An 18,539-nucleotide genomic window follows, 5' to 3' on the forward strand; every position below is an offset into this window, starting at 1 on the left:
GGAGCAGTTTTGAGAAAATGGCAGACGGAAACAGATTTTTCCCGGCCCCGCGCCTGATCCTCGCCGCCCTGGTGGCGGGAGCGCTGGCCGGCGCGGTCGCGGTATATGTCAGCGAGAGCCGGTCTGGCAACAACGCCGCGCCCCAAGTGGCGGTCGGCGAGAGCAAGGACGAAATCGCCTGCGCCGCCAAGAGCGACCGCGCCAAGAAGGTAGCGGCCTCGGCCACCGGCGAGGTCGCCGCGCTTTTGCCCGCCGATCCGCCGCAATCCATGAAGAGCCTCGCCTTCAATGGCCCGGACGGCAAGCCGATGACGATCGCCGACCATGCGGGCAAGACGGTGCTGCTCAACCTCTGGGCCACATGGTGCGCACCGTGCCGCGCCGAAATGCCGGCGCTCGATGCGCTTCAGAAAGAGAAAGGCAGCGCCGCCTTCCAGGTCGTCGCCGTCAATGTCGACGCCGGCGACGATGTGAAGCCGAAGAAGTTCCTCAGGGATACCGGCGTCGAGGCGCTCGGCTACTACCGGGATTCGACGGTGGCGCTGTTCAACGACCTCAAGGCACGCGGCCTGGCACTCGGCCTTCCCGTCACCCTGCTGATCGATGGCGAAGGCTGCCTGATCGCCCACATGAACGGTCCGGCCGAATGGTCGGGGCCTGACGCCAAGCGGCTGGTCGAGACCGCGCTCGGATCATGAACACCAGAGTGTCTTGACGCAATTCCCCGGGGAAAGCCGTTTTACCCTTTTCCTGGAATTGCTCAGGCCGAGCGCACGTTTGGTTTGAGCAAGACGAGATTGCCGTCCTGGCGGTCGACGCGCACCGGAGCGCGCTTGCCATGGCCGGTCAGATCGTCAAACGCCTCGATCGGCGCCGGCTTGCCGAGATAGTAGCCCTGGCCGATCTCGCAGGCTTCCGCGTCGAGGAACTTGAGCTCGCCAAGCGTCTCGACGCCTTCGGCAAGGACCGGCAGGCCGAGGCCACGCCCCAGCCCCAGCACGGCGCGCACGATCGCGGCGACCTGTCCGTTCGTGTCGACCGCCTTGATGAAGGAGGCGTCGATCTTGATCTTGTCGAATGGGAAGGCGCGCAGGTTGGAGAGAGAGGAATAGCCGGTTCCGAAATCGTCCATGGCCACGCGCACGCCAAGCGCCTTGACCTGCCGCAGGGTTGCCAGCGCGCGCGGCATGTCCTTCACCAGCGCGGTTTCGGTGATCTCGAGTTCCAGTCGTGCCGGGGCCAGGCCTGTCTTTAGCAGGGTCTCGTGGACCTTGCGGCTGAAATTGGGATTGTGAAGCTGTACCGCGGAGACGTTGACGGCGACCGTCAGCGGATTTTCCCAGCGGGCGGCTTCCTCGCAGGCCGCGTCGAGCACCCAGTCGCCGATCTGCCCGATGGCGCCGCTGTCCTCGGCGACCGGGATGAATATGGCCGGGGAAACGTCGCCGCGTTCAGGATGGCGCCAGCGGATCAGAGCTTCGAAACCGACCATCCTGCCGCTGCTGATCTCCTTCTGCGGCTGGTAGACGAGATAGAATTCGCCACGCGCGACGGCCTGGCGCAATTCGTGCTCCATCACGCGCCTGTCGCGGGCCTCGGTGCCCATCGACGCCTCGAAATAGCGATAAGTGTCCCTGCCTTCGGTCTTGGCCCGGTAGAGTGCCGTATCGGCATGGCTGATCAGGCTGGTCTGGTCCTCGGCATCGAGCGGATAGATCGCGATGCCGATGCTGGCCGAGACCAGCCCGCCACCGGCCGCTGACCGGTTTTCCTCACGCATGGCGGCCAGAACCGAGCCTGCGATGCGGCCCGCCGCCTGCGGGTCGGGCAGGTTGGGGGCGATGATGGCGAATTCGTCGCCGCCAAGGCGTGCAAGCAGTTGCCCATGGCGCAGAACGCCCGCCGCGCAGCTCGCCACCTTCTGCAGCATCGCATCGCCGGCGCCGTGTCCGTAGAGGTCGTTCACTTCCTTGAAACGGTCGAGGTCGAACAGCAGAAGCGCGAGATGGCGGCCTTTGACAGCCGTCCCGGCATTGGTTGTCCGGTTCATGGATGCGATTTCCGCGTCGAGGCGGCTCGAGAAACTGCGGCGATTGGCAAGCCCGGTCAGCGGGTCGAAATGGGCGAGGCGAAGGATTTCCTCCTCAGCCTTCTTGCGTTCGCGGATATCGCGGACGGCGATGACATTGTGGGGTTTGCCGCAATAGTCGATGCTTCGGGCGATCAGCTCGACGGGAATTTGCGTGCCGTCGCGGTTCCTCAACTCGGCCTCTCGCGGCTGGCCTTCCAGGCTGGCCGCGTCGGTTGCGGTGCGTTCGTCGAAGAGCTCGCCCAGTTCCTTGCCGTTCAGCGCCGCGGCTGGCGTGCCGGTCAGCTTGCCCATGCTGTCATTGGCGCTGACGATGCGGTTGCCGTCGCAGACGATCAGTCCTTCAACGGCGGCGTTGGCCAGGCCGTGCATGCGGTCGACCTCGAGCTTCTGGCGACGGAAGCGCAGATCGATCCACAGCGCCGATGCCGACAGCACCAGGATGACCAGCGTGGCGGCGGCGGCCGCGAAGGCCTGCGAGGTCGGCGCGATCGTATATTCGGAGATGGTGATCGAGGAATCGGGAAAGATCGAGACGGCACCCATGCCGATGAAGTGCAAGGTGCAGATCGCCAGCGTCAGCAGCGCCGCGCCGACGGACGTCGCCGGCAAGGAGGGGCGGCGTAGCACGACCCGCAGCGCCAACGCCGCAAGCGTTACGCCCGCCAGCAGGGAAACGGCGACAAGCAACAGGTTCCATTCGATCCGGCTCTGAACCTCGAATGCCGCCATGCCGATGTAGTGCATGGCCGCGATGCCACCACCCAGAACGGCGCCGCCGACGAGATGATAGTCAAGTTCGTCCCGCAAGGTGGCGATCCACATACCTGCCGCCGTCAGTGTGACCGAGGCGGCGAGAGAGAGCACGGAAAGTCCCGGATCGTAGGCGCTGGGTATGCCCGGCGTGAACGCAAGCATGGCGATGAAATGCGTTGCCCAGATGCCAAAGCCGGTTGAGGTGGCCGCGATCATCAGCCAGGCAAGCCGGTTCCTGTCCGTCGAGCGACTGATATGGTGAAGCAGATTGACAGCAGAGAAACAGGAAATTCCGCAGATCAGCGCAGCGAGTGCGACCAGTCTCAGATCGTGCTGGTTCACGATACAATTATAGACCGTCAACATCTTATTTCCCCAAGCCCATCGGAAATAAAAAACGAAATATGACTGATTAGGGCTTGGCTGTTGAAGGATCGATGAAGTCGCCTGCAACCGTAGCGTGCCTTTGCGGCGTGGAAAGGCCGCGGCATGACAGGATCTCTTCCGGCGAAAACCAGTGAGCGGCCACCGCCAGGGCTTCATGGTTCAAATTCCGGCGACGCCGTGCCGTTGATTTCGATCGGAATGATGGCGGCATCCCGCAATGGATAGCGCTGTCGCCAAAGCCATTGGGCATAGCGTGCCCGTGGGCGTTGTGTGGGTTGCCGCACGGCATTTCATCATCCCTTTAGCCGGGTAACCATGGTGGCCTTCGCAGTCTTTACGTCCTCCGCGGTCGCCCTAGCTATCCAAGGCGCCGGTGTGACGTTTTGATGCCGGCCAAGCCGCCGAGGGAGAGGAGCGAGCAGCTGTGCAAAGGCCTGAGCGCCACAGCAGAACTGTCACATACCTTCTCTAAGAGAGCGGGCAAGGACTTGCGCAAGACCCTTGTCACCCAGCCACTCAAGAGGGAAAAACCATGACCATGATCAAGCGGGGCCTTGCTGCCCTTGCCGCAGGTGCGCTCGGCACCGCGCTGGCGATGCCTGCCTTTGCGGAGCCGGTAAAATTTGATTTCTGGTTCGGCCTTTCGGGCGACCTCGCCCGCGTCGTCGACACGCTGTGCAAGAACTTCAACGAGTCGCAGAAGGATTATGAAGTCGTCTGCACCAGTCAGGGCAACTATGACGCCACGCTGCAGAACACCATTGCCGCCTTCCGCGCCGGCAAGCAGCCGGCCGTCGTCCAGGTCTATGACGTCGGCACCGCCACCATGATGCTGTCGGGCGCCTACAAGCCCGCCGACAAGCTGATGGAAGAAAACGGCTACAAGATCGACTACGCGGACTATTTCCCCGGCATCGCGCGCTATTACGCGACGTCGAAGGGCGAGATGCTGTCCTTCCCGTTCAATTCCTCGACCGCGCTGATGTACTGGAACAAGGACGCCTTCGCCAAGATCGGCAAGACCGAGGCGCCGAAGACCTGGGAAGATGTCGGCGCCGACCTCAAGGCGATGAAGGACGCGGGCTACGAGTGCCCGATGGCGATCAACATCTCGGCCAACGAAAGCTGGCAGCTGATGGAGCAGTTCTCGGCCATCCACAACCAGCCGATCGCCACCAAGAACAATGGCTATGACGGTCTCGACGCCCGTCTCGAAGTCAACAAGACGAAGTTCGTCCAGTACGTCACCGACCTGAAGAAGTGGTATGACGCCGGCCTGATCAAGATCAAGTCCAAGGATCTCGGCCAGGACATGGTTCAGGCCTTCGCCACCGGCACCTGCCAGGTCATCCTGACCTCGGTCGGCGACCATGGCACGGTCACCCGTACGCAGAAGGAAGGCATGAACTGGGATGTCGCCGAATTGCCGGTCTATGCGGGTACGGAGCGCAAGAACTCGCTCGTGGGCGGCGCTTCGCTGTGGGTCCTCTCGGGCAAGTCGGATGCGGAATACAAGGGCGCTGCCGCGTTCCTCAACTTCATCCACGATCCGAAGACGGCTTTGTTCTGGTCGACCAACACCGGCTACATACCTGTGACAAAGTCGGGCTTCGACTACATGAAGGGCGAAGGCTTCTACGACAAGGCGCCCTACAAGGGCCGTGAAACCGCGATCGCCAGCCTGACCGCTTCCGAGCCGACAGAAATCACCCGCGGTGTGCGCCTGGGCAATTTCACCCAGATCCGCGCCGAGTTCGGTACGCAGATGCAGGCGATCTTCGCCAACAAGGTCAGCGTCCAGGAAGGCCTCGATACGTTGGTCAAGAATGGCGATGCCATCCTCGACCGCTTCCAGCAGACCTATCCGGGCAAGACCCTGCCCTGAGCCCGGGTAGCGGAACGGCCGTCCGTCGAGACCCGGCGGGCGGCCATTTCGTACAGGTTTTGATTTACGCATGTCCTTGTCCTGAAACGGGGTGCCCACTTTCGGGAGACATGCTGTAGTCTTCCGCCGAGAAAGCGGACTGGCGGTTCAACGGCATCGGCGGATCGATGGAAAAACGCGTCACTTTCGGCAAATGGACGATCGGCATCCTTTTCGCGGTGCCGCAGCTCCTCCTGATCTTCACGTTCTTTTATTGGCCCGCCGGCCAGGCCGTTTACTGGTCGCTGACGCTGCAGCAACCCTGGGGCGGCGGCAACATCTGGGTCGGGCTCGACAATTTCCGTTCGATCCTGTCCAACGCCGATTACTGGAACTCCATCACCGCCAGCCTGGTTTTTGCCGGGATCAGCACCGGGCTTGCGATGTTCATCGCGCTGGTGCTCGCGGCCCTGACCGATCGGCAACTCGCCGGCTCGCGTCTCTATCGCGTGGTGCTGATCTGGCCCTATGGCATCGCCGCGCCGGCGCTGGCGATGGCGTTCCGCTTCATCCTGGCGCCGGAAGCCGGCTTCATGGCCGTGGTCAACCGGGTCTGGCCCGGCTTCTGGGATCCCGGCCTCGACGGCGCCGACGCCATGGCTTCGATCATCGTCGCCTTCTCGTGGAAATATGTCGGCTACAATTTCATCTTCTTCCTGGCCGCGTTCCAGGCCATCCCACGCTCGCTGATCGAGGCCGCCGCGATGGACGGTTCCGGTGTCATCAGGCGTTTCCGGGACATCCAGTTCCCGCTGATCACGCCAACGATCTTCTTCCTGCTGGTCATCAACATCACCGAGAGCTTCCAGGATTCGTTCGGCATCGTCGACATCATGACAGCAGGCGGCCCGGCGAACGCCACCAATCTGATGGTCTACAAGATCTATTCAGACGGCTTCAAAGGCCTCGATTATTCGGGCGCCGCCGCGCAGAGCATCATCCTGATGCTGCTCATCATCGTGCTCACCATCTTCCAGTTCCGCTTCATCGAGCGGCGCGTGCATTACAGGTGAGATCGCCATGGTCGAGCGCACTCCGTTCCTCAATTTCTTCACGCACCTGATCCTGTTCATCGGCTTCGTCTTCTGCATCGCGCCGTTCGTGGTCGTTGCGATCGCCGCGTCGCACAATCTCAGGGATGTCAACGATGTGCCGATGTCGCTGCTGCCGGGCAGCGACTTCTGGGTCAATATCAAGACCGCCTGGACGACGGCGGACCTCGGCCCCAAGCTGCTCAACAGCTTCATCATGGCGGCGGGTGTCGCCGCCGGCAAAGTGATCATCTCGGCGCTCACCGCCTTCTCGATCGTCTACTTCCGCTATCCCGGGCGCACCTTCATCTTCTGGCTGATCTTCGTGACGTTGATGCTGCCGCTGGAGGTGCGCATCGTGCCGACCTATGCGGTTGTTGCCAATGTGCTGTCGCCCTATCAGGCCATTCTGGACGTGACCGGTCTAAGCTGGCTGATCGAGAAGGTGTCGGGCGTGCAGGTCTCGCTCAGCCTCGGGCTGCTCAATTCCTATACCGGGCTGATCATGCCGCTGATCGCCACGGCCACCGGCACGTTTCTCTACCGGCAGTTCTTCCTGACGGTGCCGGATGAGCTGACAGAGGCGGCGCGCATGGACGGCGCCGGGGCGCTGCGGTTCTTCATCGACATCCTGCTGCCGCTGTCGCGCAACAACATGGCGGCACTTGGCACCATCATGTTCCTGTGGGCCTGGAACCAGTATCTGTGGCCGCTGCTGATCACCACCGACCAGTCGCACGCGACGGCGGTCACCGAGCTCAAGCAACTGATCCCCAATGTCGGCGGCATTCCGGAATGGAACATCGCCATGGCAGGGACGCTGATCGTCATGCTGCCGCCGCTGATCGTCGTGGTGCTGATGCAGCGCTGGTTCGTGCGCGGTCTGATCGCCACCGAGAAATAAGAGGAGACAAGAATGGCCTCCATCGCAATACGCGGCGTCAAGAAGAACTACGCCAAGACGCAGGTCGTGCACGGTGTCGACCTCGACTTCGCCTCGGGCGAATTCGTCGTCATTCTCGGACCGTCCGGCTGCGGCAAGTCCACGCTGCTGCGCATGATCGCCGGCCTGGAAGAGATTTCCGATGGCGAGATCGCGATCGACGGCACTGTCGTCAACAAGCTGGAGCCACGCGAGCGCGGCTGCGCCATGGTGTTCCAGAACTACGCGCTCTATCCGCATATGAGTGTCGCCCAGAACATCGGCTATTCGCTCAAGGTCGCCGGCGTGCCCTCGGCCGAGCGCACGCAGCGGATCCAGGCGGTCGCCCGCACTTTGGAGCTTGAACATCTGCTCGACCGCAAGCCGATGGCGCTTTCCGGCGGCCAGCGTCAGCGCGTCGCCATGGGCCGCGCGATGATCCGCGAACCGAAGGTGTTCCTGTTCGACGAACCGCTGTCCAATCTCGACGCCAAGCTGCGCGTGCAGATGCGTTCGGAAATCCGCAAGCTGCATCGCCGCCTGAATGCCACTTCCGTCTTCGTCACCCACGACCAGGTCGAGGCGATGACGCTCGCCGACCGGCTGGTGGTGATGAATGGCGGACGCGTCGAACAGGTCGGCACACCCGGTGAAATCTACACCCGCCCGGCCAGCCGCTTCGTCGCCACCTTTGTCGGCGCGCCGGCGATGAACATTCTGGAAGGCACGGTCGAACTCGACGGGCTGTCACTGCTCGGCGGCCGGCGCCTGGCCATCGCCCGCGCCGGCCTGCCGGTCGGCACGAAGGTGGCGATGGGCATCCGGCCGGAAGCCGTCCGGCTGGTTGCACCGGGCACGGCCGGCGCGCTCAACGCCACCGTCGACCTGGTCGAGGAACTGGGCGCGGGGCGGGTGATCTATGTCGATCTCGACGGCGCGCCGTTTTCGGTGATGACGTCGGAGGCGGTCCACCCCGAGCCCGGCAGTGCCGTCGGCTTGAAGATCTTGCCCGTGGACATGCATTTCTTCTCGTCGGAGACGGGAAGCCGCCTCGATGTCTTCAAGGCGTCCGTGCCCGAGCCGGCGCTCTGATTTTCAGGCTTCCTTGAGCAGTGGCCGATCTGGTCAGCCGATACCGGCGGCCGCATCGCCGCCTGAACTGTCCATTGCGCGCCGGCGGTGCCGTCGTCGTTCAAGCGAACACATGCGCCTTTCCCGACACGGTGAGCCGCACGATCTCACCGACCGCCGGCGCGTCCATGCCGGATTTGCGCAGGATCAGCGGCGTGTTGCCTATCGCGGCGGCGTCCGGCGGATCGGCGTTGTTCAGGAGGCGCACCGCGATCGTGCATGTCGCGCCGGCGAATTCCGAGTCCGTCACCTCGCCGAACAACATGTCCGGCGTGCCTGACATGCCTTCGCGCGATGTCCGTTTCAGCCCGATCTGCTCCGGCCGCAGCATGATGCGGGCGACATCGCGGCTGTCCGACGTGTCGACGGCGATGCGGCCCAGCGGCGAGTTGGCGAAGCCGCCCGAGATGCTCGCCGGCAGGATGATGGCATCGCCGAGGAATTCCGCGATCATCCGGTCCTTCGGCTTGAGGTAGAGATCGCGCGGCGTGCCGACCTGCGAGAATATGCCGTCGCGCATCACCGCCACCTGGCTGGCGAAGGACAGCGCCTCGGCCTGGTCGTGCGTCACCAGGATGGTGGTGATGCCGGCCGCCTCCAGAAGCTCGGCCACCGCCTTGCGCATCGAGGCGCGCAGGCCGGTGTCGAGTGCCGAGAACGGCTCGTCGAGCAGCATCAGCCGCGGCTTCATCGCCATGGCGCGGGCCAACGCCACGCGCTGCTGCTGGCCACCTGAGAGTTCGTGCGGGCGGCGCTTGAGGATCGCCTTGTCCAGCCCCACGATATAAGCGAGCTCGACGATGCGTTCGGCGCGCTTGTCCTCGCCCCGGTCCATGCCGAAACCGATATTGTCCGATATGGTCAGGTGCGGGAACAGGGCGCCGTCCTGCGCCACCACGCCGATGCCGCGGCGATGTGCCGGGACCGCGGCGCCGCCATTGGCCAGCATCTTGCCGTCGAGCATGATACGGCCCTGATCCGGTGCCTCGAAGCCCGCGATCAGCCGCAGCAAGGTCGTCTTGCCGCAGCCGGACGGGCCGACGATCGCGGTCCGGCTGCCGCTGACGACATTGAGGTCTATGCCGGCAAGGGCCGCGACCGGGCCGTAATGTTTTTTCAGGCCGCTGATTTCGAGAAAGCTCATCGTCCCGCCATCCGTTTCGACTGGACATAGAGCAGCCATGTCAGCGGCAGAGACATCGCCACCATGATGAAGGCGTAAGGTGCCGCCGAGGCGTAATCGATCTCGCCGCTGTAGGACCAGAACGCCATTGCCAGCGTGCGGGTGCCGTTTGGCGCGAGCATCTGGGTCGCGGTCAGTTCGTTCATGATGCCAAGCGCCACCAGCGCCATGCCGGCCGCGGCACCGGGCGCCGACAGGCGGATGGTCGTCGACCACAGCGCGTTGAGCGGCGGCCTGCCGAGGCTGGACGCGGCGCGCTCGAGCTCGACCGGGGCCTGGGCGATCGAGGCGCGCAGACTGACCAGGGCACGCGGCAGGAACATGAGGGCATAGGCGACCAGGATGGTGAACAGCGTCTGATAGAGCGGCAGGGCGATACGCACGGTGATGGTGACCAGCGCCAGCGCGATGACGACACCCGGTAGCGAGCCGACGATGTAGTTGCAACCCTCCAGCAGGCGCTGCAACGGTCCCGGCGCGCGGATCGAGATCCAGGCCATCGGCATGGCGGCGACGGTGGCAAGCAAGGCCCCGGCAATCGACAGGAACAGCGTCTGGCCGAGCGCCAGGCCGATCTCATCGAGACGCCAGACCTCGGCGCCGCCGGCGATGAGCCAGCGGCCGATGGTCACGAAGGGCACGCCAAGCGCCAGCAGCGTGGTGACGGCAAGCAAGGCCAGGCTCGGGATGGTGGCGCGGCCGAGGCTCGTGCGTTGCTGGTAGCGCGCCGCGCCGGAGCCGACGCGGGCGTAGCGCTCTTCTCCGCGCACCAGCACTTCGAGGCCCAGAAGCACGAAGCAGCAGGTCACCAGGACGCCGGCCAGCATGTTGGCGGCCGGTCCGTTGAAGGTCGACTGGAACTGGTCGACGATCGCCGTGGTGAAGGTATCGAAGCGGATGAAGACGTAGAGGCCATATTCGGCCAGCAGATGCAGTCCGACCAGCAGCGAGCCGCCGCAGATGGCCAGCCTGAGTTGCGGCACCACGACACGCCAGAACACGCGCCAGGGCCCAAGGCCAAGGGCCGAGGCCGCGTCCTCCAGGGCAGGGTCGAGGCGGCGCAGCGCCGCCGATACGGGCAGATACAGGAAGGGGAAATAGGCGATCACGGACACCAGCACGCCCGCCCACAGGCCGTGCAGACCGGGCACCATGGTGATCCAGGCATAGGAGTGCACGAAAGCCGGAATGGCGAGCGGCGCCACGCACAGCCAGGCCCAAAGCCTGGCGCCAGGCAGGTCGCTGCGCTCGGTCAGCCAGGCCAGCGCGACGGACAGCACGATGGCGATCGGCACGGCCAGCAGGACCAGCAGGGTGGTGTTGACCAACAGTTCGCCGACGCGCGGCCGGAAGACCAGCGCCGAAACGGTTTCCCAGCCCGTCTGCACCGCGGTCCAGATGATGAAGGCGAGCGGCAGAAGGGAGAGCAGCGAGACGAAAACAGCGGCGGTGACAAGCCAGGGTGCCACCCGCCTTCGCGCCTTTCGGCGCATCGTCGGCGGCAAGCCAGCGCGCGCGAGATCGACCGCGGGCTGCATCAGCTCAGACACCCCACGGTTGCGGCGCGGTGGCGGCAATAAAGGGGCTATGATCGCGGTCAGGAACGCAGCGTGTCGTCATCGACGAATGCCATCTCGAAAACAAAACGCTCCCGCGGAAGGCGAAGTCCCGCGGGAGCTCGGTCGGTTTGTCCTTATTAGGACGAACAGCAACTAAAGCAAGCCGGCTGCCGTCATCAGGTCGGTGACCTTCTTGGAGTTCAGCGTCGCGGCGTCGACCTTCGGCGCCTGCAGATCGGCCAGCGGCACCAGCTTCGGATTGGATTCGGCGCCCTTGCCGACCGCGTATTCGAAGGAGGTTCCGTTCTTCAGCACATCCTGGCCGCCCTTGGCCGTCACCCACTTCAGGAAAGCCTGGGCTTCCTTCGGATGCTTGCTCGAGGCGAGCACGCCGCCACCGGAGACCGAGACGAAAGCGCCCGGATCCTGGTTCTTGAAATAGTGCAGCGCGACGTTCTTGCTGTTCTCGCCGGTCTTGGCCTGATCGCCAAAGTAGTAATAGTGGTAGATCACGCCGCCTTCGATCTCGCCGGCGTTGACCGCCTTCATCACGGTGCTGTTACCCTTGTAGGCAGTGAAGTTCTCCTTCATCGCCTTCAGCCAGTCCGCCGTGGCGGCCTCACCCTTGAGCTGCAGCAGCGCACTGACGATGGCCTGGAAATCGGCGCCCGAGGGCGAGGCCGCCCAGCGGCCCTTCCAGCTCGGGTCGGCAAGATCGAGCAGCGACTTGGGCAACTGGTCGGCCTTGAGCTTGGTGGTGTTGTAGGCAAAGACGGTGCTGCGCGCGGCCACGCCCACCCATTTGCCGCTGCTCGCCTGATAGTCCTGCGGCACCTGAGCCAGCGTGTCGGCGTCGACCGGCGCGAACAGGCCGGCGCTCTCCACCAGCGCCATGGCTGGCGAGTTTTCGGTGAGGAACACGTCGGCGGGCGAGGCGGCACCCTCGGCGACGATCTGGTTGGAGAAGTCGCTGTCGCCGCCATTGCGCAGCGTGACCTTGATGCCGGTTTCCTTGGTGAAACCTTCGGCCCATTCCTTGGCCAGGCTTTCATGCTGGGCGTTATAGACGATGATGCCTGTATCCTCGGCCATCGCCGGACCGGCAGCCAGGCTGATTGCAAATGCGGCGACACCGGCAAGGGCAAGAAGGGGGGATTTCATAAGGTACTCCTCGGGTTGTCCGCGCTGCGGATGCGACCGAGTATCAATTCATGAATGCACTAGTCAAGATTGAATTCCGTTCATCACCGTTTTGCGCTTCGCGGCATCGATGACGACATCTCACCCGATATGTGGCCCGGGTGGCCGTGGCTCCGGGATACAGCCGTCGATCATGGGATGAATCGTCCAGCGCTGGTCCAGTCCCTGCTGTGTCCGCCTGGTCTCGGGATCGAACGCGTCATTCAGCATGGCGCACCAGGTTCTGCGCAAATTCTCACAGCGTGTCTTGAACGCCGCGCTGCCGAGTCCGTCGCGCATATCCTGAGCGGTGAGGTCCGTGGCCTCGCCCGGAGGCTTGGGCGGGATCGCGCCCGTGTCGGGAAAGTCCGGATTCCATTGAAGATAGTGCGTTGCGTCGACACCGGCCGCGGCATCGAACTTGACTACCGCCATCAGGGGATGGAATTCATGCCACCCCTTGTGATAGCCGTCATAGACATGCTCGCCAAGGACGGCGACATGATCGCCCATCCTGATGGGCCCGAGCGCCTTGTCGCCGACATTGGCGTCCTCGACATTGCCGGGGTTCCAGTTGAACAGCCCTTCCAGGACCGGTTTGACTGCACCGAAGTAGGATGCCGCTCCGCCGATGGCGCCACCAATGGCCCCTCCGAGCAATCCTCCGAGGAACGAGCCGATGGCGCATCCCAGCGCACCCAGGAAGAACGATCCTATGGCGCAACCGACAGCCGCGCCGACACTTGCGCCGGCGGCGGCCGCGGCCGCGGTCACGACCAGGGCCGCCGTCAGCAGGATAACGATGGCCGGCGCCCATTGGCGCATCTTGATCCAGAAGTCGCCCTCGGCCTCGCAGTGCAGGCCCCAGCGTGCATGGTCGTCGGCGGGCGCATAGCCCAGATCCGTCTTCAGGTCATCGCGTGGGAACAGCAATTCATGGCCCTGGAAGCCGTCATTGAGAATGTCGTTCGCTGGATGGGCCGTGACCTTGGCGGCAAATTCCGGCACGACATTGCCATTGGCATCGTAGCGATTGGCGGCGGCAAGAGCCGCCTGGTTGGTTTCGGCGTTGAGGATCTCGGCCGTCGGATGCGGCATGAGGATGACGTCGAAATACTGGTCATTGTCGAAGGCGCCGAGATCGCTGCGGAACGGATTGTAGGACACGATGCCGACGGCGCATTTCGGATTGTCCTTGTCGAGGCAGACCAGGCGATGGTTGAGCCATTCCCCGGCGGCCTTGTCGATCGTTGCCGTGGCCGAAGAGAGGAACGCGATGGCTGCGGCAAGGACCGCGCCGACCGGCCCGAGCAGCAAGCCGAAGGCGGCCGCCAGCCCGGTGATGACGATGATCTGCAGCGCCTGGCCGGCGAGGAAGGCCAGCCGGTCGTCCTCATTGTAGGGCTTGCCGCCGGCGGGATAGAGAAAGCAGCTCGTATAGTGCTTGTAGGCCATCGGAGCACCTCAGCCTTTCGTCGCCGTCAGCGTGACGCCGCCGGTCATGGTGCGCGACCCGCTCTCGCCGATCGTGAAGACGTGGACGTTGAAGGTCTTCGTGCCGCGGAAGGCGGCGTCCTTTGGTTCGATCTCGACAGCAACCTCGACCTCCTGGCGCGGCTGCAGAGAAAGCGAGTCCGGAACGATCCTGACCGACCAGTCATCCGGGACTGGAAACCGGCCATAGGCCTGTTCTTCCAAGGCTCTCGCCCAGCGCGCCTTGCTCTCGGCCAGGCGTGGCAACGGCGTGTCGCCCCGGCCTTGGCCGTGTGGCGCTTCCGGGACACATGGCCGCAGTTTCGGCAGTCCGTAGCAGTCCGCCTCGATCTGGAAGCGGCGGGCGACCGAAGCTTCGTTGCGGACGGTGAAGGCGAACTTTGCCGGAGACTGCATCTGGGCGATGTTGACGTTCTTCTGGCCAAGATTGTTGTTGGGGTTGGCGTCATCGCCCCAGGAGAGCTGTGCCTGGAGGCAGTAATGGCCGCCAATGGCCGGCGTGGTCCAACTGAACTCCGCATAGGCAGGGCAGTCGATCGTGCCCTTGGCGCCGAGATTGACGGCAGTGCTGGCGATCGGATGAGAAACCGTTTGTGCGCCGAAGGAGAGATAGGACAGCGCCACCCCCACTCCGACCGCCGGGGCATCATAGGACCCGTTCCAGACACGAACGCGGACGCGATATCGATGGGCGGGCTGAAGCGGCCCGGTGACCAGTGCGGCGCCGTCGAAAATGTCGATATCGGGATTGTCCCAGGTAACGGCGAGCCCCTGCGCCATAAGGTAGTATTGGGCGTAGAGAAGCGGATCGGCGCGTTTGTAAATATCGGGCGGCAGCTGGATACAGCAATCGTTCTGTGCCGGCTTCGGCAGCGGCTGACCCTTGACCAGGCGGCAAAGCAGCATGCGTATCGTAGCAAACAGCACCTTAAGTCCGGCCGCGAGACGCTTCCAGAAATCGGCGGCGAACAACAAAAGGACTGCAATTCGAACGTGGTTGACCAGAGATCCTGCCATATCGTGCTTCCCGCGCTGAGAGGACGCAAAGGCGATGCTCTTCTGGCGGAGGCATCTCCGTCAGCTGTCTAAAATGCTACTTTTTCGGTGATCTCTGTCTTCTATAGAAGTAGATCGCGGCGATAAGGACTATGACCGCAATGACAATGCTGCCTTCGAAAGTTCCCGAGCCATTGTCGGGAGAAAATCCAAAAATGCGTTCTATGAAATCCATCTTGGCCTCCCTCCGATCTTTTCACGCTATAGTAGAGCTTACGTTGCGTCAACGAAGGGTTTGACCGCACTGTTTCTCACCCAAGGCGGCCGGGAGCCTGGGAATGCCGCATGGAATTTCGTGGGCTGCCGAGCAAACTTTCGTGACTTGCCCGTAGTTTGGCTTGGACATTATTTCGCCGGCCACGTAACAAATCTGCGCCGAGGCGCGAAAATCGGGGAGTGAACTCTTGTGAGCGGCAAGGACGAGGCCGAGCTTTCCCGGCTGTTGCGGGCCGCGATCGCGGGAGATGAAAAGGCCTATGCCGACTTTCTCCACCGGATTGCCGCGCTGGTCCGCGGTTTTGTGAGGCGCAAGATCGTGCAGGGCGGGGTCGATCCCGAGGATGTCGTGCAGGAAACCTTGCTGGCCATTCATGTGAAACGGCATACCTGGCGACAGGACGCACCGGTCCTGCCCTGGGTCTATGCGATCGCCCGCTTCAAGCTGATCGACGCGTTCCGGCGGCGCGGTCGGCGCATCGAGATCGATGTCGACGATATCGCCGAGACCTTCGCCGAGCCGGAAACCGAAACCGTCAGTGAGCGCGACATCAACCGGGCCCTGGATGGGTTGCCCCCGGCACAGCGTTCCGTGGTCTCGGCCGTATCGGTGGAGGGCCGCTCGATCGGCGAGACGGCTACGAAATTCGGCATCAGCGAGACAGCGGTGCGTGTGTCGCTGCATCGCGGGCTTGCCGCCATAGCCAAGCGATTTGGGCAAGGGCGATTTGGGCGGGAATGACATGAGGACCGAGGATCTCATCAAGGCGCTCGACGCCGACGCAAGCAGCAAGGCGATGCCATTGCGCTCGGCCTGGTGGCTGGCTGCCGGTGCGGCCATTGTCATCGCGGCCGTCGTTTTCCTGCTGACGATCGGCCCGCGCCCCGACTTCATGGTGGCCGCACATACGATGCGCTTCCTGTCGAAATTCGTTTTCACCATCGTGCTGGCCGTCAGCGCTTTCGCCCTGATCCGCGCTTTGTCGACGCCGGGTGCCTCGACAGGTCGGGCGATGGCAGGGATGTTGGCCGCGCCGCTGCTGGTGGTCGTGGCGGTGGTTCTGGAGCTCTTCATGGTGCCGGAGGCGTTGTGGGGCACGCGCATGGTCGGTTCCAACATGATGATCTGCATGAGCTTCATTCCGCTGATCGGCATTGGCCCGCTGGCGATCTTCCTATGGATGCTGCGCTACGGCGCGCCGACGCGGCCGGTGCTTGCCGGCGCTGTCGCGGGGCTGCTTGCCGGCGGACTGGCGGCGACCTTCTACGCAGCGCACTGTTTCGACGATTCGCCGCTTTTCGTCGCCACCTGGTACACGATCGCGATCGCTGTGCTCGCCTTGCTTGGCGCGCTTGGCGGGCGGTTCTTCGTGCGCTGGTAGCAGGATACCTGCGACCTCCCTCGCGCATACCGATCCTTAATCATGCCGGCAATTGTTTGCCGGTTGTCCATGTCGCCAGTGCCCCGGGGCAACCTTTCCTTAAAATCGATCCTTCAGGGTTTTAACGGAAAAAAGCGATTGCCCACGGGGGTGGTACGGATCGTGACTTTGCGAGGAATGATCGGGCCGGGACCCTGCAAGTATCCAGCGCTGGCGCTGCTTGTGGCCGGTTTTGGCGTGGTGTCGGTCTCGCTTGTGCTGTCCAGGCTGGACCTTGGCGCGGAAGCGCTCAGACTTTGTCTTCAAGTATCGGTAGCTGTGACAGTCTGCGCGCTTTTCTTCGCCTACCTTTTCATCGGTCGCATCTCGGAAGATCGACGACAGATGGCGGAGGGAGAGCAGCGCTTTCGCCGGGCCATGCAGGATTCGGTGATCGGCATCGCCATTGTCGGGCTTGACGGGCGCATTCTCGAAACCAATCCGGCCTTCGCCACCATGCTTGGCTACAGCCGCGACGAGATCGAGGCGCTGACCTTTTTCCAGATCACGCATCCCGACGATCTGCAGATCGGACGCGAAACGATGGACCGTCTGAAAGCAGGGACCGCCCATGCGTTTCACTTCGAGAAGCGCTATCTGCGCAAGGACGGCACGCCGGTCTGGGCGCATCTTGCCGGCTCCGTCATTCGTGACGAGAAAAGCGGTCGCCCGCTCTATCTCGTCTCGCAGATCGAGGACATCGATGCGCGCAAGCAGGCCGAGGCGCGCATCGCCGAGGCTGAGACGCGCTGGAATTTCGCGCTCGCCGGCGCCGGTCAGGGCGTGTGGGACCTCGACATGCGCAAGGGCGGCGCAACCTATTCCTCGACCTGGGTCAAGATGCTGGGGTTCGATGAGGGCGAGCTTGATGGCGATCCCGACCGCTGGCTGACCATGATCCATCCCGACGACCGCGAGACCGTCGCCGAAGCGGATCGTGCCCACCTTGACGGCAAGACGCCATTCTTCGAAGCCGAGTTCAGGATGCGCCACAAGGACGGCCGCTGGATCTGGATACTCGACCGCGGCAAGGCCATCGAGCGCGACGAGGAAGGGCGTCTGATCAGGGCCATCGGCAGCTTGACCGACATCACCCGGCGCAAGGAGATCGAGGAGCGCCTGACCGTGTCGGCGGCAATGCTGGCCGATGAGAAGGAGCGGCTGCGGGTGACGCTGCAGTCGATCGGCGATGCCGTCATCTGCACCGATGCGGCGAACCGCGTCACCTTCATGAACCCGGTTGCCGAGAAGCTGACCGGCGTTTCCGGCGAGGCGGCTCTCGGCAAGACGCTCGGCCATGTCTATTGGGCGGTCGACGAGGAGACGGGTCACAGGATCGGCGTGACGCGGCCGGCGATCGGCGGGGAGGCTCCCTCCGACCAGAACAGCCGCGCCGTGTTGGTCCGCCGCGACAACACACGCTGCAGCATCCGCCAGGTCGTGTCGCCAATCATGAACGAGCGCAACGAATTCTGCGGGCTGGTCATCGTCTTCCAGGACTTCACCGATGCGCGCGCGCTGCAGCGTCAGCTTGCCCACGCCGCGGCACATGACGCATTGACCGGCCTTGCCAATCGCTCGAGCTTCATCCGGACGATGGAGGAACTGGTCGAGCAGTCACGCAAGGACGGCACGACGGCTGGGGGCGGCCATCAGTTCATGTTCATCGACCTCGACCATTTCAAGCTGGTCAACGACACGGGCGGTCACGCCGCCGGAGACGCCTTGCTGAAGCGGGTCGCCGAGGCCGTGCGCGGCGTGCTTGGTCCCGAGGACATCGTCGCGCGCCTGGGCGGCGACGAATTCGCCGTCATCCTGAAATCGGGTTCGACCGCCGGTGCCAGGATCGCGGCGCGCTCCATCATCGATGCGATAGCCGACCTGAACTTCACCTGGGATGGCCGGTCGCACGCGATCGGCGCCAGTATCGGGCTGGCGGCGATCAATCCCGATTGCGGCGAAGCCGATGAGATCATCGCAAGGGCCGACGCCGCCTGCTATGCGGCCAAGGCCGCCGGCCGCGGATGCGTCTGCGTGGCGCCGGATGGCAGTATCACCGACCACGGGTCAGAAGAGCCCAAGCCTCTCGCCGCGGCGTCGTGAGCGGTGGCGGCGGAAACGTTAGAACGCTTCACCGTTTCAAGGAAACGGCGAACCACTCCAACTCCTTGTTTTGACACAATTCCCTAGG

General features: G+C 63.6%; 14 protein-coding genes. 8 read left to right on the plus strand and 6 right to left on the minus strand.

The window, feature by feature from the left end; all coding sequences use genetic code 11:
• Nucleotides 1-17: 17 nt before the first annotated feature.
• Nucleotides 18-698: a thiol:disulfide interchange protein TlpA gene (tlpA, locus tag MesoLj_RS09170; RefSeq protein ID WP_202325804.1), complete on the plus strand. Its 681-nt coding sequence runs from the start codon at nt 18-20 to the stop codon at nt 696-698.
• A gap of 62 nt (nt 699-760) precedes the next feature.
• Here tlpA and MesoLj_RS09175 read toward each other — a convergent pair whose 3' ends face one another.
• Entirely contained in the window at nt 761-3,211 is a 2,451-nt protein-coding gene (locus MesoLj_RS09175) for a sensor domain-containing diguanylate cyclase (RefSeq protein ID WP_202325805.1), read from the minus strand.
• A 553-nt stretch (nt 3,212-3,764) separates the two neighbouring features.
• Between MesoLj_RS09175 and MesoLj_RS09180 the strand changes: the two genes are divergently transcribed.
• The 4 genes from MesoLj_RS09180 (at nt 3,765) to MesoLj_RS09195 (ending at nt 8,201) form a co-directional block, all read left to right on the plus strand.
• Complete coding sequence (locus MesoLj_RS09180) at nt 3,765-5,117, plus strand: extracellular solute-binding protein (protein ID WP_202325806.1); 1,353 nt, start codon at nt 3,765-3,767, stop codon at nt 5,115-5,117.
• A gap of 167 nt (nt 5,118-5,284) precedes the next feature.
• Nucleotides 5,285-6,169 (plus strand): carbohydrate ABC transporter permease, encoded by an 885-nt coding sequence (locus tag MesoLj_RS09185; RefSeq protein ID WP_140772327.1) that lies wholly within the window; start codon nt 5,285-5,287, stop codon nt 6,167-6,169.
• A gap of 7 nt (nt 6,170-6,176) precedes the next feature.
• Entirely contained in the window at nt 6,177-7,091 is a 915-nt protein-coding gene (locus tag MesoLj_RS09190) for an ABC transporter permease subunit (RefSeq protein ID WP_202325807.1), read from the plus strand.
• A 12-nt stretch (nt 7,092-7,103) separates the two neighbouring features.
• Nucleotides 7,104-8,201 (plus strand): sn-glycerol-3-phosphate import ATP-binding protein UgpC, encoded by a 1,098-nt coding sequence (locus tag MesoLj_RS09195; RefSeq protein ID WP_202325808.1) that lies wholly within the window; start codon nt 7,104-7,106, stop codon nt 8,199-8,201.
• A 100-nt stretch (nt 8,202-8,301) separates the two neighbouring features.
• Here MesoLj_RS09195 and MesoLj_RS09200 read toward each other — a convergent pair whose 3' ends face one another.
• The 5 genes from MesoLj_RS09200 to MesoLj_RS09220 all read right to left on the minus strand — a co-directional run bounded on the left by MesoLj_RS09200 (nt 8,302) and on the right by MesoLj_RS09220 (nt 14,672).
• Nucleotides 8,302-9,384 carry an ABC transporter ATP-binding protein gene (locus MesoLj_RS09200; RefSeq protein WP_202325809.1) on the minus strand — a complete coding sequence of 361 codons (1,083 nt, stop codon included), beginning with the start codon at nt 9,382-9,384 and terminating at the stop codon, nt 8,302-8,304.
• Nucleotides 9,381-10,961, minus strand: a complete 1,581-nt coding sequence (locus MesoLj_RS09205; RefSeq protein ID WP_202325810.1) for an ABC transporter permease — start codon at nt 10,959-10,961, stop codon at nt 9,381-9,383. The genes MesoLj_RS09200 and MesoLj_RS09205 overlap by 4 nt, the downstream gene beginning before the upstream one ends.
• Nucleotides 10,962-11,135: 174 nt before the next feature.
• Nucleotides 11,136-12,143, minus strand: a complete 1,008-nt coding sequence (locus tag MesoLj_RS09210) for an iron ABC transporter substrate-binding protein (protein WP_140772317.1) — start codon at nt 12,141-12,143, stop codon at nt 11,136-11,138.
• A 120-nt stretch (nt 12,144-12,263) separates the two neighbouring features.
• Nucleotides 12,264-13,616 (minus strand): hypothetical protein, encoded by a 1,353-nt coding sequence (locus MesoLj_RS09215; protein ID WP_202325811.1) that lies wholly within the window; start codon nt 13,614-13,616, stop codon nt 12,264-12,266.
• Between the two features lie 9 nt (nt 13,617-13,625).
• On the minus strand, nt 13,626-14,672 hold the full coding sequence (locus tag MesoLj_RS09220; RefSeq protein WP_202325812.1) for a hypothetical protein: 1,047 nt from the start codon (nt 14,670-14,672) through the stop codon (nt 13,626-13,628).
• A 445-nt stretch (nt 14,673-15,117) separates the two neighbouring features.
• On the opposite strand from MesoLj_RS09220, the gene MesoLj_RS09225 reads away from it, so the two are divergent.
• The 3 genes from MesoLj_RS09225 (at nt 15,118) to MesoLj_RS09235 (ending at nt 18,451) form a co-directional block, all read left to right on the plus strand.
• Nucleotides 15,118-15,669, plus strand: a complete 552-nt coding sequence (locus MesoLj_RS09225; protein WP_140772311.1) for a sigma-70 family RNA polymerase sigma factor — start codon at nt 15,118-15,120, stop codon at nt 15,667-15,669.
• Between the two features lies 1 nt (nt 15,670).
• Nucleotides 15,671-16,309: an NrsF family protein gene (locus MesoLj_RS09230; RefSeq protein WP_140772309.1), complete on the plus strand. Its 639-nt coding sequence runs from the start codon at nt 15,671-15,673 to the stop codon at nt 16,307-16,309.
• 162 nt (nt 16,310-16,471) lie between these two features.
• Nucleotides 16,472-18,451, plus strand: a complete 1,980-nt coding sequence (locus MesoLj_RS09235) for a PAS domain S-box protein (protein WP_244735333.1) — start codon at nt 16,472-16,474, stop codon at nt 18,449-18,451.
• Nucleotides 18,452-18,539 lie beyond the last annotated feature (88 nt).

Origin of the sequence: Mesorhizobium sp. 113-3-9, assembly GCF_016756515.1 — a bacterium.
GTDB lineage: Bacteria > Pseudomonadota > Alphaproteobacteria > Rhizobiales > Rhizobiaceae > Mesorhizobium.

Coding starts and splice junctions, on each gene's coding strand:
- MesoLj_RS09195 (WP_202325808.1), top strand. CDS start 7,104: ATGGCCTCCATCGCAATACGCGGCGTCAAGAAGAACTACGCCAAGACG.
- MesoLj_RS09190 (WP_202325807.1), top strand. CDS start 6,177: ATGGTCGAGCGCACTCCGTTCCTCAATTTCTTCACGCACCTGATCCTG.
- MesoLj_RS09200 (WP_202325809.1), bottom strand. CDS start 9,384: ATGAGCTTTCTCGAAATCAGCGGCCTGAAAAAACATTACGGCCCGGTC.
- MesoLj_RS09175 (WP_202325805.1), bottom strand. CDS start 3,211: ATGTTGACGGTCTATAATTGTATCGTGAACCAGCACGATCTGAGACTG.
- MesoLj_RS09185 (WP_140772327.1), top strand. CDS start 5,285: ATGGAAAAACGCGTCACTTTCGGCAAATGGACGATCGGCATCCTTTTC.
- MesoLj_RS09230 (WP_140772309.1), top strand. CDS start 15,671: ATGAGGACCGAGGATCTCATCAAGGCGCTCGACGCCGACGCAAGCAGC.
- tlpA (WP_202325804.1), top strand. CDS start 18: ATGGCAGACGGAAACAGATTTTTCCCGGCCCCGCGCCTGATCCTCGCC.
- MesoLj_RS09215 (WP_202325811.1), bottom strand. CDS start 13,616: ATGGCCTACAAGCACTATACGAGCTGCTTTCTCTATCCCGCCGGCGGC.
- MesoLj_RS09205 (WP_202325810.1), bottom strand. CDS start 10,961: ATGCAGCCCGCGGTCGATCTCGCGCGCGCTGGCTTGCCGCCGACGATG.
- MesoLj_RS09180 (WP_202325806.1), top strand. CDS start 3,765: ATGACCATGATCAAGCGGGGCCTTGCTGCCCTTGCCGCAGGTGCGCTC.
- MesoLj_RS09210 (WP_140772317.1), bottom strand. CDS start 12,143: ATGAAATCCCCCCTTCTTGCCCTTGCCGGTGTCGCCGCATTTGCAATC.
- MesoLj_RS09220 (WP_202325812.1), bottom strand. CDS start 14,672: ATGGCAGGATCTCTGGTCAACCACGTTCGAATTGCAGTCCTTTTGTTG.